This window comes from Arthrobacter sp. (assembly GCF_031988865.1).
Classification (GTDB): Bacteria; Actinomycetota; Actinomycetes; order Actinomycetales; family Micrococcaceae; genus Arthrobacter_B.
This window is the reverse complement of record NZ_DALZXY010000013.1, coordinates 1-14,217: the sequence shown is the minus strand read 5'-3', so window position 1 is coordinate 14,217 and position 14,217 is coordinate 1. Positions and strand designations below refer to the sequence as shown.

Genomic DNA, 14,217 nt, shown 5'->3' with positions numbered 1-14,217 from the left:
AAAATGCAGCTCGGTACCCTAAGCAATGGCTTGGAGGCCGATCCGCAGCAGTACTGGTGACTACTCGGGGAACATCCCCGCGGTGCACTTTTGAAAGGGGAACTTCAAGATGGCTGCGATGAAACCGCGTACGGGTGATGGACCTATGGAGGTCACCAAGGAAGGGCGCAGCCTGATCTTGCGGGTGCCGATCGACGGCGGCGGACGCCTGGTTGTCGAACTCAATGCCGAGGAAGCCGGCAAGCTCAAGGAATGCCTCCTGGGCGTCACCAGCTAGGCTGGGTGCATGCGTCCTTCCAGGCAAGTTTCCAAGCCTGCGGGTTCCTTGCAGGCTCCCCGCAGGATGTCCATGACGGCTGTTTCGGCCGGGCCGCCTCAGCCCCGGGCAGGTGAACCTGCCGGGGGCACCGGGATTGAGCCCCGGCCGGACGAGGGTGTGGACGTACTTGCTGTGGCCATCGCTCCGGGCCCTGCCGCGGAGTCTGCCCAGGAAGGGATGGCCGACGGCGCGCGGCCGGTTCCTGAGCCCCGGCCCGGGGCGGTTGAAGCCGCCGTGCGCTACGGCATTGATGTAGCTGCGCGCGCAGATGCCGCCGGTGTCAGCGGGCGGGCGGGCGAGCATCTGGTGGTTGAACCGCCGCGGGGAAGTCAGGGCCTGCCCGGGAAGCTGATCTACCTGGGCGTCGGAGATGAATCCCACCAGCACCTCAGGCGTGCCGGCGCCGCCTTGGCCCGTGCAACGTTCGGAGCACAGAAAATACGCACCACCGTGGTGGACGGACTGACGCCGCAGGCACAGCAGGCGTTCCTTGAGGGCTTCCTGCTTGGCGGCTACCGGGCCCCGAAGACGGGGCTCACCGACGCGGCCAAACCGATGGCTGCGCAGATGGAAGTCGCCGGGCTGAATCCCCAGGCGCTCGCGCTGGCAGAAACCAGTGCACGTGCGGCTTGGCTTGCCCGTGACCTCACTAATACTCCGCCCGACATAGCCACGCCGGCCTGGATGGCTGCACAGGGCCGCGCGGTCGCGGAATCCGCCGGACTCGAATTTGAAGAGTGGGATCCGCGGCGGCTGGCTGCCGAGGGTTTTGGCGGCCTGAACGCAGTGGGTTCGGGGTCCGCGAACGGCCCGCGGCTGGTGCGGGTCACTTACCGCCCCGCTGCCGGCGCAGCCGGAAAGAAATCCGGCCGGGTGGTCCTGGTCGGTAAGGGCATAACCTTCGATTCAGGCGGGATCTCGCTCAAACCGAGGGACTCCATGCCGGCCATGAAGATGGACATGGCCGGATCAGCCGTTGTTCTGGCTGCCGTCCAGGCCGCGGCCGAACTGCGGCTGCCTTTCGAAGTGACGGCACTGCTTGCGCTGGCAGAAAACGCGATCGGCGCCGCGTCCTACCGTCCCGGGGACATCGTTACGACCTGGAACGGCACCACAGTGGAAATCGGCAACACCGACGCCGAAGGGCGGATGGTCCTTGCCGATGCGCTGGCCTACGCCGTGGACCGTCTGAAGCCTGACGCGCTGATCGACGTCGCCACCCTCACTGGTGCCGCCGTGCTGGGATTGGGCAAGCGCCACGCGGCACTGTTCGGCAACGACCCTGCGCTGCTCTCCGCGTTCGAAGCGGCCGCCAGCAGCTCCGGAGAGCCGCTCTGGCAGCTGCCCCTGGTGCCGGACTACGATTACCTGCTTGAATCCGATTCCGCCGACCTGGCGCACGTGGCCCCGGTGGGTGCCAAAGCTGGTGCGGGCGCGATCCTGGGCGCACTGTTCCTGGAAAAGTTCGTTGCCGGTACTCCATGGATCCATGTGGACATCGCCGGGCCCATGGAAGCGGCAGGGGACAGCCACGAGTATGCCAAGGGTGCCACCGGTTTCGGTGCCCGGCTGCTCATTGCGTTCCTTCGGGCCCGGGCCGCCCGCAGCCTGGCAGGATTCGACGCTTCCTAGCGGGCGGGGCGAGTCCGGGGATCGCGGGCCGGCTGGAGCTTGACGGCCAGCAGGAGGCCGTCGCCGGTCGGCAGCAGTGCGGAAACCAGGGCCTCGTTCTCCCGGATAGCCTTGCCCACCTGGCGCATCGTGTTCGTGAGCGGTTCCCTGGCGGCCGGATCGGCAACCCGGCCGTTATCCAGGGCCCCATTAACGATCAGCAGACCTCCGGGCTTCAGCAGCCGGACGGCCTGCTCGGTGTAGACGGGGAAGGCCGGTTTGTCGGCGTCGATGAAGACCAGGTCATAGGCGTTTTCGGTCAGCCGGGGAAGCACCTCGGCGGCACGCCCGGAGATCGTGCGGGTACGGTTTCCCGGGATCCCTGCTTCCGAGTACGCCAACCGTGCAGCCCGCAGATGGTCGACGTCGGAATCAATCGTCGTCAGGACTGACTGGGGTCCCAGCCCGCGCAGCAGGCAGACCCCTGAAACACCGGCACCTGTCCCGACCTCCACAACGGTCTGGGCCTTCGCCGACGCGGCCAGGACGGTCAGCGCCGCACCAACCCCGGTGCTGACGGGGCTAACACCGAGTTCATGTGAACGTTCGCGTGCGCGAAGCAGTACTTCATCCTCGAAAGGCAGCGCCTCCGTGTAGGACCAGTTGGTCTGCTTGTCGGCGCTCATCGGCGATACGTCTCTTTCGGTCAGGAAGTCTGTCTGGAAACAAAGAAGTGCGGCCCGCTTGGCTGGTCTGCCGCTGGGCGCATTACCAGCTTAAGGCCCGCCGCGCCGCAATACGGGCTGGCGCGGCCGTGCGGCGCATCCGTGAAGTGAGCGACGGCCACTGAACGGGTGAGCACGCTTCGGAAAGCGCCGTCGCTTGTGTGCCGAACCCCGGCATGCTAACAGCGAACTCTCAGAAACATGCGCGAACATTGATGCTGAAGCTGGCGCCAGGGCGTACCCCAATACATCCGATACGGAACATCCGGTACAGAAGGGCAGCTGACTTGCGCTTTGGAGGGAGGAAGACCGTGACGGGGACACTGGACGTTTCAGCGGAAGCATCGGCAGGGGCCGAATGGGTGCGTCCGACCTGGGAAGAAGTGGTGCAGGCACACTCCTCGAAGGTCTACCGCCTGGCATACCGTCTGACGGGCAACAAACACGACGCGGAAGACCTCACGCAGGAAGTCTTTGTCCGCGTGTTTCGATCGCTGGCCAACTTCCAGCCCGGAACCCTCGACGGCTGGCTCCACCGGATCACCACGAACCTCTTCCTGGACCAGGCCCGGCGGCGAAGCCGGATCCGGTTCGATGGCATGAGCGAGGAAGCCGAGAGCAGGCTTCCCAGCCCCGGACCGGGGCCCGAGCGGAGCTTCGAATTCAACAACCTCGACGTTGATATCCAGCAGGCGCTGGAAGAGCTTCCCCCCGATTTCCGTGCCGCCGTTGTGCTCTGCGACCTTGAGGGCCTCTCCTACGACGAGGTCGCACGTGCCCTCGGCGTCAAACTTGGTACCGTCCGTTCACGCATTCACCGTGGACGCACGATGCTCAAGGAAAAGCTGGCCCACCGGGATCCCGCCCAGCCCCGCACTCCGGCCGTAAGCCTCAAGATTCCCCGCGTGGTGGGAGCCGGATAGCGAATATGCGCCACCCCCGACGCCTTATCCGTGAGTTCCTGGACGCGGAACTACCAGAGCGTAAACGGACAGCGGTTCAGGCCCACCTGGATCGCTGTGCGCACTGCCGGTCCCTCGTCGAAGAGGAACGGCGCCTGCGCATCCGCCTGCGGGCAATGAGCGTACCGCGGCCGGGGGAGGACCTGGCCCGGCGAATTGTGGCCGGCAGTGCTTCCCTTCCGACAGCAGCGGAGGCCAAACGCCCCCGGTCCCGCGGCCGCTACGTCGTCGCCTTTGGCAGCATCCTGACCCTTGTTTCAGGCTTCGTGCTTGCCGGGGCCTACGTCCTCGGAACCATGGCGGACGAGCCTCTTTCCTCACCCCAGCACGCCTACTTGCTTGCCGGCTGGAACCAGATCGCCGAGAACCCGTCAGAGGACCTCTCGAGGGAGGCGCTGCAGGAGCTGCGCGACTCCGGCTGGTCCTGCCCGGAACTCTCAGAACTCGGTTTCACCCTTGAGGGAGCAACCACCACGCAGGTGGCAGGACAACCCGCCGTCGCCCTGTCCCTCGAACGCAACGGCGAGAAGATCAAACTGTACGAACAGCGTCCGGTCCATGGAGAGCGCACCCCGGATGTCCTGCATGCCGTCAGCGAACGCCCGGTGGCAGAGGAGGGGTTCACCCTCCAGACCGGTAATTCTGCAACGGCGCCGCAGGTCTGGCAGAACGCCTCCCGGCCGGGCGAAGCCGTCCTCTCCACCGGGAATGTTACTTACACCATTGCGTCATCTGCGCCGCACGGTACTGTGGCCGGGGCAGTCAGCGAACTCTCACTGACGGAGTCCGCGCAGCTGCTCGTCCCTGCCAGGGACCGGGATTCCGGGCCTGTGGACCGGGTCATGCGCGGCTTCTCACTGTTGGCCGGGGCCGGACGTTCACTTTGACTCCGCTCCGGAAGTGGCCTCAATCGAGCGGGAAAAGGTAACCTTCAGAAGTGTTCGGAATAAATGGCTATGAGCTGATCGTCCTGGCAATCCTTGCCGTGGCCATTCTCGGCCCCGAACGGCTGCCCGAATACGCTTCCCAGCTGGCACGCCTGGTCCGCGAACTCCGACGCATGGCGAGCGGAGCACGGGAGCAGCTGCGCGAAGAAGTCGGCCCGGAGATTGATGACGTGGACTGGCGCAAGCTTGATCCACGCCAGTACGATCCGCGGCGGATTATCAAGGAAGCCCTGCTGGACGACGTCGAATCGGCGGTCCGTCCCGCACCGCGGCAGGGCACATCCGGGCATCCTGTCCGCAGCTCCGCCGCAGCGCCCGCGGCAGCAGCACCGGCAGCCCCAGTGCAAACAGCACCGCCACCCGTGCAGCGCCTCGAACGGCTCGCAGCCGGGGAATCCGCACCCTTCGATGTAGAGGCCACCTAGCCTCTTCACCGGGGAGCACCACTACGCCAGGCTCATCGCCATCCCCACGACCCGATTAGAATCGGCGGAACGAACCCGATGAAGACCAAGTAATTACCTCCGCTCTGATACCTCACAGACATGTCTGTGAGGTATCAGAGCGGAGGCTCTTACGGGGTTCGGCTGGGGGGAACCCGCCTGCCCCGGGTGCGCTCGAAGGCAGCAGCGAGGGTGAGGAGGCTTACGTCGCTGTAAGGGGTGCCTGCGAAGGTTAGGCCTACCGGCATCTGGATATCGCTCATGACGCCCAAAGGGACAGTGACGGTGGGGATGCCGAAGTGGCGGATCGCAATGTTGCCGTTGGCGACCCAGACCCCGTTCTTCCACCCGGCTTCGGCGGAGGCAGTGTTCACATCCATATCGGCAGGACCGATATCCGCGACGGCTGGGAACACTACGGCGTCGAGCCCTTGTCTTTGTATCCATTCGTCGAAGTCCAGGCGCCGCGTTTCCTCCAGCCCAGCGATCCCGTCCGCCAGGAACGGAATGTCCGTGAAATGGGTTCTCGGATTGTCCGCGACAACCGCCGGGAACTGCTCGACGCCGTCTTCGAACCCCTCGTACCGATCGGGGAGGGCCCCGGGCGGTTCCGGAAAGATCCGGTCACCATCGATCCGGGAGAGCGAAGACAGGTTCGGATCGGCGTTCGCGTTGAGGAAGTCCTCCCAGGCCCAGGCCGCAAGATCCACGAGCTCCGCCTGCAGGTAGTCAGGGCTGACGAGCCCTCGGGACTTAATCGTCGGGGCACCTGCCCGGTCCCCTTCGTAGTTCGAGACAAGCGGAAAGTCTACTTCGACGACCGTGGCGCCGGCCGTTTCAAGGTCGCTGCGGGCGGCTTCCCAGAGGGCGAGGATCGATGCCCTGGTCTCGATGCGTTGCCCGGTTGGCCCCCCGATCCCTCCGGGGATTCCGGTACCGGCCTCTGGGTCCTGGTTGATATACATGCGCGGCACACCGAAGCGTTTGCCCCGCAGACCGGCGCGTGCTGCCGCCTGGCTGGCAGGGGCTGCCGACAGATAGCTTTCCGGGCGGTGTTCCAGAACGTCGGGAATGTCGAGCCAAGGCTGGCTCCGCCAGAAATCGCCGCGGGTCTCACTGTCGGGCTGGACGATGGTGTCGAGCAGGATGAGCAGGTCCTCCATGCTTCGGGTGTGAGGTACGACGACGTCCATGGTCGGCGTGAGTGGCCAGTTGCCGCGCATCGAGATGATGCCCCTGCTCGGGGTATACGCGCAGAGCGCGTTGTTAGAGGCCGGGGCGCGTCCACTGGACCAGGTCTCCTCCCCGAGCCCAAAAGCGCACAGTGACGCCGCGGTGGCGGTTCCGGAACCGTTCGATGATCCGGAACCGAACGCCGAAGTGAGCCATTTGGCGTTGTAGGGGCTTTCCGCTCTGCCGTATGCACCGCGTTGCATGCCCCCGTTCGCCATCGGCGGCATGTTCGTGAGGCCGAGGAGCACGGCGCCCGCTTCCCGGAGTCGTTCAATAGTGAAGGCATCTCGCTGGGCGACCAGGCTGGTGAATGCTGGCGAGCCTGCTGCTGCGGTGAGGCCGGACGCGAGGTAGCTGTTTTTCGCCGAGTAGGGGATGCCGTCGAGGAGCCCGATTGTTTCGCCCCGAGCTCGACGCTCATCCGAGGCGATGGCGTCGGCGCGGGCACCAGGGTTCATCACCACGAAGGAGTTGAGTTCTGTTGCCGTTCCGGGAACGTCGTAACGGCGGATGCGTTCAAGGTAGGCATCGAGCAGGTCCACCGCCGTCGTGCGGCCGTCTTGGAGTGCGGCTGCGAGGTCGCGGATGGAAGCTTCGACGACGTTCACGGCGCTCATGCTGCGGAGACCTTCGGCTGTTGTTGGGTGATGCAATGGATTCCTCCGCCATCGGCGAAGATAGGCCGGGCTTCAACCGTGATCGCGCGCCGGCCCGGGTAGGCGGCTTCGAGGATTTCCCGGGCGTGCGCATCAGCAACGGGTTCTCCGAAACCGCAGGCGATGATGCCGTCGTTGACGACAAGGTGGTTCACGTAGCTGTAGTCGACAAATCCTTCGTCGTCCCGGAGGACCGTCGGTGCAGGAAGCTCAGTGACCTGCAGTCTGCGCCCGGCGGCATCGGTGGAGTTTGAGAGCACCGCGTGCAGCCTTCTGGAAACTTCGTAGTCGGGATGGTCAGGGTTGGTCTGGGAATGCAGGAGCACTTTCCCAGGGGACGTGATCGTAGCCAGCATGTCGACGTGCCCGTTCGTCCCGAAGTCCTCATAGTCGCGGGCGAGCCCGCGGGGCAGCCAGATCGCCTTGGTCGCACCAATTGTGCGGGCGAGCTCGGCCTCGATTCGTTCCTTGTCGGCGTAGGGGTTGCGACGGGGGTCGAGCTGCACGGTCTCGGTGAGCAGCACCGTGCCTTCACCGTCGACATGAATGCCACCGCCTTCGTTCACCATCATGGAGCTCACCCTGGTTGCACCGACGAGATCGGCGACGAATTGCGCATTCTGATTCGCTCGTTCCCAGCGCGACCAGGAATGGGCACCCCAGCCGTTGAAGACCCAATCCACGGCACCGAGTTCACCGGGGCGCTCGTCATCGACGACGAAGGTTGGGCCGTGGTCGCGCATCCAGCACTCGTCGATCGGGGTTTCGAAGAGTTCGATCTCCGAATTCAGCAGGGTGCGGGCGCGACGCGCCTCCGAGGGATCGACCAGCATGGATACCGGTTCGAATTCGGTGATCGCGTTCGCGACGTCTGCCCACGCCCGGTAGGTGTCGGCGCGGCTGGCTTCGCTGCCGCCGAGCGCGGGTCCTTCGCAGGGGAACGCCATCCAGGTGCGCTCATGCAGATCGGTTTCGCTGGGCATTCGCCAGTTCATCAGTGTTCTTCCAATCGGTTGTTGTGTTCGGTGGCTTGAGTGGTGGACTCCTGGAGGTCGTGGGCTCCTCCCGGACGCAGTTTCGGGTCTGCGAATGGTTTGCTGGAATACCACAGCAGCGCGTAGAGGGCAGCAGCGAGTATTGGCGCCACGATCGCTGACAGGTCGGCTCCGCCTAAGGCCTGCGCGATCGGACCCATGTAGAGCGTGGTGTTCGCCATGAGGACTGCCGCTGTTGTGCCGACAATCTGCGCGATAACGCCCGGCCAGAACCAGCCGTTGGAGTACCAGAAAGGGGAGCCCGGCCGCTCGTCGTTCAGCGCGATGCCGTTGTAGCGGTTCCTGCGCAGGATGATGTCCACCGAATAGATCGCAATCAGCGGCCCGAGGACCGTGACAGTGAGTTCGAGGGCGTACTCCATCGTGTCGAGAAAGCCGGGAGACAAGAAAGTGAGCCAGTAGGAGGCTCCTGTGGCGATGACGGCAGTGATCAGCACCATGAGGACCCGGGGCGCTTTGAGCCCGAGCCCCTGGGCCGAGAGTCCCGCAGAATAGGCGACGACGGCGTTGTTGGTGATGCAACCGATGATCACGATCCCGAGGAAGATCGGGGTGAACCAGGGCGGCACGATCTCTTGGATCGTGAGCTGGGGGTCCGTCATGTCGATCGCAGTCGCTGCGAGGATCCCGATGATGCTGATGAAGAGGGTCGGGATCAGTCCGCCGAGGGCGGTCCACCAAGCGACCGCGGTCTTCGAGGTGTTCTCCGGAAGGTACCGCGAGTAGTCGGCGCCGGTTCCCCAGGAGAGCGGGCCGGACGCCACGATGGCGTATCCGAGAAGCAACGCGGCCCAGTGGTCCTTCGTCCCGAGCGGCTCTGGTGTGAAAGTGAAATCCGCTGAGCCGATGACGAAGAATCCGAGCACGATAAACGCGATCGCAAGCGTGGCAGACAAGTAGGGTGAGGCCTTCACGATGGCGTCGTACCCGTACACGCTGAGGATGTAGCTCAGGAAGGCAATCGCCAGAAGCAGGATCCAGCCGGCGTGCGGCGGGATTGGAAAACCTACGAGTTCGAAGAGCGCGAGTGTGGCAAACGTGGCGACGGTGATGTTGATGACTTCGTAGAAGAGCCCGATGACCAGGCCTTGGCCCGCGCCGAACACCCGGTTGCCCCGAATCCCAAACATTGAGCGCATGACAGTGACGCTGGGGGTTCCCGATGCTGGGCCGCTGACTGACAACCAGCCCACGGCGATCCACCAGAGGTTGCCGAGCAGCGTCACGATGATCGCTTCCCACACGCTCAACCCGATCAGGATCAGCAGGCCCCCGAAGGTGAATGACAGATAGTTGACGTTGGACCCCATCCAGACCCAGAACAGGTCAAACGGACGCCCGTGCCGCTCTTCATGGGGGATGAAATCGATGCCATGCACCTCAACAAGGGATGAACTGGCACCACGTTTATTCCCGTCCGCCGCCTCACTGTTTGTAGGCATGTTCTGGGCACCGTGCCTGAAGTTCATGAATAACTCCCCCTCGGGTTCGACCTAATTTATCGCGTGATAAATTAGATTGTGACTATAGTCATAGACAGGAGGGGCAATGTCAACCACGGTAAGTTCGTCCAACAAGGGCACTGCGCGCAAGGCCCCGGCTGAACGGGCTGCGGACATCCTGGACAGCGCCTGCAAGCTTGCAGTAGAGCAAGGCCTGTCATCTCTGACGCTGCGCTCAGTTGCGGCGCGTGCGGGGGTGACCTCCACCCTGGTCGCCCACTACTCCGACGGGGTCGATGGATTGATTGCTGAAGTCTTCACCCGCATTGTCAGCAGGGAAATCGAGGAAGTTCGCGCGGCAGCTGCCGGGGGGAGAACTCCGACCCAGCGCCTTCGCACGCTTTGTGAAGAGCTGCTCGACGGCACCCGGGACAACACCACCCTGGTATGGGTCGAGGCTTTGGCCATGGGGTACCGCAACGAACGCCTCGCCACGTCGGTTCGGGCTTCGCTGGACGACTGGCAGCAGTTGTTCTCGAGTGTGATCGCGGACGGTGTGTCATGCGGTGAATTTGCCGTGCATTCTCCGGCAGCCGCAGCGTGGCAGATTCAAGGACTCATCGATGGAGTCAACGAGCAGGCACTGGTATTGCAGCAGGCACCTGCTTCACGCGGAGACCTGATCTATGGTGCGGCTGAGAGGATCCTGGGGTTGCAGCCGGGATCGCTGGACCTGAACCCTGATCCGACGGTGGTGGCGGGGCGCACTGAATGAGAAATGCCCTCGGCGCCGGACGTTTCACCCGGCCGCGGACGTCCTTGCACGATCGTGTACCGGCACGAAAGCCTCGATCAGGTAGCCGGTGATCATGAGCGTGATGGCCCCCGCCGCAGGTGCATCCCAGTCAGCCGCGCGGGGTGACGCCGAGGCTCAGGCCCGATAGCCCGCGCGGACGGCGGCCAAGTGCCTGGGCGATGCGCCGCAGTTCCGCGCCTGCGGTTCCGTCCTGGGCAGCGGATTCCGTCAGTACCACCGGCAGGCCGGCGTCGCCGCCTTCACGCAGACGGACGTCCAGCGGAATGCTTCCGAGCAGCGGAACATCGTAGCCGAGCGCGCTGGCCAGCCGCTCGGAGACCAGCTCACCGCCGCCGGAGCCAAAGAGCTCCATCCGCTCCCCGTTCGGCAGGCTCAGCCAGGACATGTTCTCGATGACACCGGAGACTTTCTGCCCGGTTTGCGCGGCCACGGTTCCCGCACGTTCGGCGACGTCAGCGGCAGCGGCCTGTGGAGTGGTGACCACTAGGATTTCGGCAGAGGGCAGCAGCTGCCCCACCGAAATGGCGATGTCCCCAGTGCCCGGGGGCAGGTCCAAGAGCAGTACGTCCAGGTCGCCGAAATACACATCGGTGAGGAACTGCTCCAGTGCCCGGTGCAGCATAGGTCCGCGCCAGGCCACCGGCTTGTTGCCGTCAAGGAACATACCGATGGAAATGGTCTTAATGCCGTGCGCCACCGGTGGAAGGATCATCTCATCGACGCGGGTCGGGGGAGCGGTGATGCCGAGCAGGCCCGGGACCGAGAAGCCATGGACGTCGGCGTCCACGATTCCCACCCGCAGACCGGAGGCAGCCATGGCTGCCGCGAGGTTGACGGTGACGGTGGATTTGCCCACCCCGCCCTTGCCACTGGCCACCGCGTAGACCCGGGTGAGGGAACCCGGACGGTTGAACGGTATGCCGCGCTCAGCACCCGGGCCGCGCAGCATCTCCTTGAGTGCCTCGCGCTGTTCGGGACTCATGACGTCCAGCTCGACGTCCACACTCGTAATGCCGGGCACCCCGGCGAGTTCGCGTTCGACGTCGCCGGTTATGGTCCCGCGCAGCGGGCAGCCCGCAATGGTCAGCAGCACGGAGACCCGGGCCGCTCCGGCGTCGTCCACGTCGACGCTGCGCAGCATGCCCAGCTCCGTAATGGGCCGCCGCAGCTCCGGGTCGATCACCCGGTCAAGGGCGGCGCGGGCCTGTTCCTGCAGGGTCTTGCCAGATTCGTTTACGGGCACTGCTTAGTCTTCTCCTGGTCCGGGCGCAATCTTGGGCAGCGCCGCAGTGGCGTCCTGGCCCCGGCGGCGCTGGTTCCGGCGGCTGGAGTCGTCCCGGCTGTCGTTCGCTTCCAGGAGTTCTTCCAGGAGGCTGCGGATCTCGGAACGGACATAATCGCGGGTTGCCACTTCGCGCAACGCGATGCGCACCTCGGCGATTTCCCGTGTGAGGTATTCGGTGTCCATAAGGTTGCGTTCGGCGCGTTCGCGGTCCTGCCGCACGGAAACGCGGTCCCTGTCATCCTGCCGGTTTTGGGCCAGCAGCAGCAGGGGCGCGGCGTACGAGGCCTGGAGCGAGAGCATCAGGGTCAGCAGCGTGAAGCCCAGTGCAACGCTGTCGAAGCGCAGTGAAACCGGGCCCCATGTATTCCAGCCCAGCCAGAGGACACAGAAAACCGTCATGTACAGCAGGAACTGCGGGGTGCCCATGAAGCGGGCAAAGTTCTCTGTGGCATGGCCAAAGGCATCGGGGTTCGGGGAGAGCCGCGGCAGCCACCGGGTGCGGGCGGTGCGAGGGGTGTCCAGGCCGTCGGCACGAGGACGGTTCTTGTCAGCCATTGTTCCTTCCCTGCCATGTGATGGGGCCGGTTTCGTCAGAGGCGCGCCAGTCGTCGGGGAGCAGATGGTCCAGCACGTCATCCACCGTTACAGCTCCCACGAGCCGGCCGCCGTCGTTCACTACCGGTAAAGAGTTCAGGTTGTAGGTTGCGAGCATCCGGGAGATCTCGCTGATGTCCGCGTAGTCACGGACCGGCTCCAGATCGGTGTCCAGGATATTTCCCAGGGCCTCGGGCGGAGCCGAACGCAGCAGCTGCTGGATGTGGACGACGCCGAGATAGCGCCCGGTGGGCGTTTCCAGAGGCGGCCGGCAGACATAGATCGAGGAGGCGAGAGCCGGGGTAAGCTCTTCCCGCCGGACGTGCGCCAGGGCCTCGGCCACCGTTGCCTCCGGGGGAAGGATGACAGGCACCGGGGTCATGACGGATCCGGCGGTGTCCTCTTCGTACTCCATCAGGCGGCGCACGTCGCGGGCATCCTCGGGCTCCATCAGCTGCAGGAGCTCTTCCTTCTGTTCCTCGGGCAGCTCGTTCAGCAGGTCAGCGGCGTCGTCCGGATCCATTTCCTCCAGCACGTCGGCTGCACGCTCCAGGTCCAGGGACTGCAGGATCTGGACCTGGTCGTCATCGGGGAGTTCCTGCAGCACGTCGGCAAGGCGTTCGTCCTGCAGCTCACTGGCTACTTCGATGCGTCGCTTGCCGCTCATTTCATGCAGGGCTTCGGCGAAGTCCGCTGCCTTCAGGTCATCATGCTTGGCCACGAACTGCGTGGCTGCCTGCGGACCGCTGATGTCCCAGTGGTAGATCTCCGCCCAGTCCACAATCAGCAGTTCGCCGCGCCGGCGCAGTCCGCGCAGCCGGGTGGTATGCCCGCCGCGCCGGACGAAGAGACTGGAGACGTGCCAGTCCCCGGCTCGGTTCTGTTCAATCGCGATGTCTTCGATGGTGGCTTCGCCGCCGCCGTCCGCGAGGACGACCTTACTGTCGAAGAGTTCTGCGACAACCAGCATCTCGGCCCCGCGCTGCTGGAAGCGGCGCAGGTTCACCAGCCCGGTGCAGATGATCTGGCTGGGGTCCATGGAAGTGATCCTGGTGATCGGCACAAATACCCGTTTTTTGCCCGGAACCTCGACGACGATTCCCACAGCCTGCGGCGGCCGGCCCGCGCCGCGGTCCAGGACGACGGCGTCGCGAAGGCGGCCCAGACGGTCCCCGAGGGGGTCAAAGACATCCAGACCGAGCAGCCGTGCGATGAAGACGCGGGTAGGGTTTGTGCTCACCCTTCTCAGGTTACTTGGCAGTGGCTGGATCGTCGTATTGCGGCGGCTCTAATGGGCCGGTAAAGAGCAGCCGGCGTTCACTGCGAGCGATACATTCGCCCACAACCGGTCCAACTGCGAAAGAATGATGGAATGTCGAACCTATTTGGTGGATCACCGCAGCGGGACCTGGGGCGCAACCTGCCCCGGGGAGAACTAGTGGGACGCTACACCGCGTACCTGGACGCACAGAAGGCCGTGGATTATCTGGCTGACTCCAAGTTCCCTGTCCAGCACGTGTCGATTGTCGGTAACGAGCTGAAATCGGTGGAACGGGTAACCGGGAGGCTGTCCTACCCGAGGGTGGCGCTGTCCAGCGCCGCGACCGGCGCCTGGTTCGGCCTCTTTGTGGGACTTGCCCTGATGCTGTTCGGCGGCGGGGACTCCTACATTTCACTCATTCCCTCGATGGCGCTGGGTGCCGTCTTCTGGCTGCTCTTCGGCGTGCTGGGCTACGCCTTCCAGCGCGGCCGGCGCGATTTCACGTCCACGAGCCAGGTCATTGCCACCAGCTACGACGTTGTGGTGGCATCGGAGGTGGCCAACGAAGCCCGGAGACTGCTCCAGCAGCTGCCCATGGTGGGGCAGAGCGGTCATCCCGCGCCGCCGCAGGGACAGCCGCCCTACCAGCAGCCGCAGGGACAGCCGCCTTACCAGCAGCCGCAGGGGCAGCCGCCCTACCAGGGCGCCCAGGGTCAGGCACCCCAGCAGGGACCGGCCCCGCAGCGTCCTTCCACATGGGCCGATCCCTACGGCACCCGCGGAGCCGGCGCCGGGGAAGCCGTGCCCAGCGGGTCCGGAGCACACGCCGCGACGGCACCGGGGCAGCCCTCCGATCAGCAGCCCGCT

General features: G+C 64.9%; 14 protein-coding genes and 1 pseudogene. 8 read left to right on the top strand and 7 right to left on the bottom strand.

Annotated elements, in window-relative coordinates:
- The first annotated feature begins 109 nt into the window (after window positions 1-109).
- Both RTN46_RS04170 and RTN46_RS04165 read left to right on the top strand, forming a co-directional pair.
- Window positions 110-277 (top strand): DUF3117 domain-containing protein, encoded by a 168-nt coding sequence (locus tag RTN46_RS04170; protein WP_082413265.1) that lies wholly within the window; start codon window positions 110-112, stop codon window positions 275-277.
- Between the two features lie 72 nt (window positions 278-349).
- Complete coding sequence (locus RTN46_RS04165) at window positions 350-1,951, top strand: leucyl aminopeptidase family protein (protein WP_312179255.1); 1,602 nt, start codon at window positions 350-352, stop codon at window positions 1,949-1,951.
- Here the strand turns inward: RTN46_RS04165 and RTN46_RS04160 are convergent.
- Window positions 1,948-2,616: an O-methyltransferase gene (locus RTN46_RS04160; protein WP_312179253.1), complete on the bottom strand. Its 669-nt coding sequence runs from the start codon at window positions 2,614-2,616 to the stop codon at window positions 1,948-1,950. The two genes, RTN46_RS04165 and RTN46_RS04160, sit on opposite strands and share 4 nt — an antisense overlap.
- A gap of 350 nt (window positions 2,617-2,966) precedes the next feature.
- On the opposite strand from RTN46_RS04160, the gene sigE reads away from it, so the two are divergent.
- From sigE to RTN46_RS04145, 4 genes and pseudogenes are all read left to right on the top strand, one after another.
- Window positions 2,967-3,578, top strand: coding sequence for an RNA polymerase sigma factor SigE (gene sigE, locus RTN46_RS04155; RefSeq protein WP_312179251.1), 612 nt, complete (start codon window positions 2,967-2,969; stop codon window positions 3,576-3,578).
- Between the two features lie 5 nt (window positions 3,579-3,583).
- A pseudogene (locus RTN46_RS17020) lies at window positions 3,584-3,676 on the top strand (zf-HC2 domain-containing protein); the annotation flags it as partial.
- Between the two features lie 57 nt (window positions 3,677-3,733).
- A complete protein-coding gene (locus RTN46_RS04150; RefSeq protein WP_312179249.1) occupies window positions 3,734-4,504 on the top strand; it encodes a hypothetical protein in 771 nt (256 codons plus the stop codon).
- A gap of 50 nt (window positions 4,505-4,554) precedes the next feature.
- The gene (locus RTN46_RS04145; protein WP_312179248.1) at window positions 4,555-4,989 is read left to right on the top strand and encodes a sec-independent translocase; all 435 of its coding nucleotides are present in this window, start codon (window positions 4,555-4,557) and stop codon (window positions 4,987-4,989) included.
- Between the two features lie 149 nt (window positions 4,990-5,138).
- On the opposite strand, the gene RTN46_RS04140 is transcribed toward RTN46_RS04145, so the two are convergent.
- From RTN46_RS04140 to RTN46_RS04130, 3 genes are read right to left on the bottom strand one after another with little or no spacing between them, the layout of a single operon-like run.
- On the bottom strand, window positions 5,139-6,857 hold the full coding sequence (locus tag RTN46_RS04140; RefSeq protein WP_312179247.1) for an amidase: 1,719 nt from the start codon (window positions 6,855-6,857) through the stop codon (window positions 5,139-5,141).
- Window positions 6,854-7,891 (bottom strand): agmatine deiminase family protein, encoded by a 1,038-nt coding sequence (locus tag RTN46_RS04135; protein WP_312179245.1) that lies wholly within the window; start codon window positions 7,889-7,891, stop codon window positions 6,854-6,856. Before RTN46_RS04135 ends, RTN46_RS04140 begins: the two co-directional genes overlap by 4 nt.
- Window positions 7,891-9,393: a cytosine permease gene (locus RTN46_RS04130; protein WP_312179243.1), complete on the bottom strand. Its 1,503-nt coding sequence runs from the start codon at window positions 9,391-9,393 to the stop codon at window positions 7,891-7,893. The genes RTN46_RS04135 and RTN46_RS04130 overlap by 1 nt, the downstream gene beginning before the upstream one ends.
- Window positions 9,394-9,499: 106 nt before the next feature.
- On the opposite strand from RTN46_RS04130, the gene RTN46_RS04125 reads away from it, so the two are divergent.
- The gene (locus RTN46_RS04125; RefSeq protein WP_312179241.1) at window positions 9,500-10,168 is read left to right on the top strand and encodes a TetR family transcriptional regulator C-terminal domain-containing protein; all 669 of its coding nucleotides are present in this window, start codon (window positions 9,500-9,502) and stop codon (window positions 10,166-10,168) included.
- 130 nt (window positions 10,169-10,298) lie between these two features.
- Here RTN46_RS04125 and RTN46_RS04120 read toward each other — a convergent pair whose 3' ends face one another.
- The 3 genes from RTN46_RS04120 to RTN46_RS04110 are packed head-to-tail and all read right to left on the bottom strand — an operon-like array spanning window position 10,299 to window position 13,329.
- Complete coding sequence (locus tag RTN46_RS04120) at window positions 10,299-11,453, bottom strand: Mrp/NBP35 family ATP-binding protein (RefSeq protein ID WP_312179239.1); 1,155 nt, start codon at window positions 11,451-11,453, stop codon at window positions 10,299-10,301.
- A gap of 3 nt (window positions 11,454-11,456) precedes the next feature.
- Window positions 11,457-12,050 carry a DUF1003 domain-containing protein gene (locus RTN46_RS04115; RefSeq protein WP_312179237.1) on the bottom strand — a complete coding sequence of 198 codons (594 nt, stop codon included), beginning with the start codon at window positions 12,048-12,050 and terminating at the stop codon, window positions 11,457-11,459.
- Complete coding sequence (locus tag RTN46_RS04110; protein ID WP_312179236.1) at window positions 12,043-13,329, bottom strand: magnesium transporter MgtE N-terminal domain-containing protein; 1,287 nt, start codon at window positions 13,327-13,329, stop codon at window positions 12,043-12,045. Before RTN46_RS04110 ends, RTN46_RS04115 begins: the two co-directional genes overlap by 8 nt.
- 132 nt (window positions 13,330-13,461) lie before the next feature.
- On the opposite strand from RTN46_RS04110, the gene RTN46_RS04105 reads away from it, so the two are divergent.
- A partial coding sequence (locus tag RTN46_RS04105; protein ID WP_312179235.1) for a general stress protein occupies window positions 13,462-14,217 on the top strand: 756 nt, incomplete at its 3' end.

Bases quoted from the DNA above. Each gene is read 5' to 3' on its own strand.
- RTN46_RS04170 (WP_082413265.1), top strand. From the start codon at position 110: ATGGCTGCGATGAAACCGCGTACGGGTGATGGACCTATGGAGGTCACC.
- RTN46_RS04165 (WP_312179255.1), top strand. From the start codon at position 350: ATGACGGCTGTTTCGGCCGGGCCGCCTCAGCCCCGGGCAGGTGAACCT.
- RTN46_RS04160 (WP_312179253.1), bottom strand. From the start codon at position 2,616: ATGAGCGCCGACAAGCAGACCAACTGGTCCTACACGGAGGCGCTGCCT.
- RTN46_RS04150 (WP_312179249.1), top strand. From the start codon at position 3,734: ATGAGCGTACCGCGGCCGGGGGAGGACCTGGCCCGGCGAATTGTGGCC.
- RTN46_RS04140 (WP_312179247.1), bottom strand. From the start codon at position 6,857: ATGAGCGCCGTGAACGTCGTCGAAGCTTCCATCCGCGACCTCGCAGCC.
- RTN46_RS04135 (WP_312179245.1), bottom strand. From the start codon at position 7,891: ATGAACTGGCGAATGCCCAGCGAAACCGATCTGCATGAGCGCACCTGG.
- RTN46_RS04130 (WP_312179243.1), bottom strand. From the start codon at position 9,393: ATGCCTACAAACAGTGAGGCGGCGGACGGGAATAAACGTGGTGCCAGT.
- RTN46_RS04125 (WP_312179241.1), top strand. From the start codon at position 9,500: ATGTCAACCACGGTAAGTTCGTCCAACAAGGGCACTGCGCGCAAGGCC.
- RTN46_RS04115 (WP_312179237.1), bottom strand. From the start codon at position 12,050: ATGGCTGACAAGAACCGTCCTCGTGCCGACGGCCTGGACACCCCTCGC.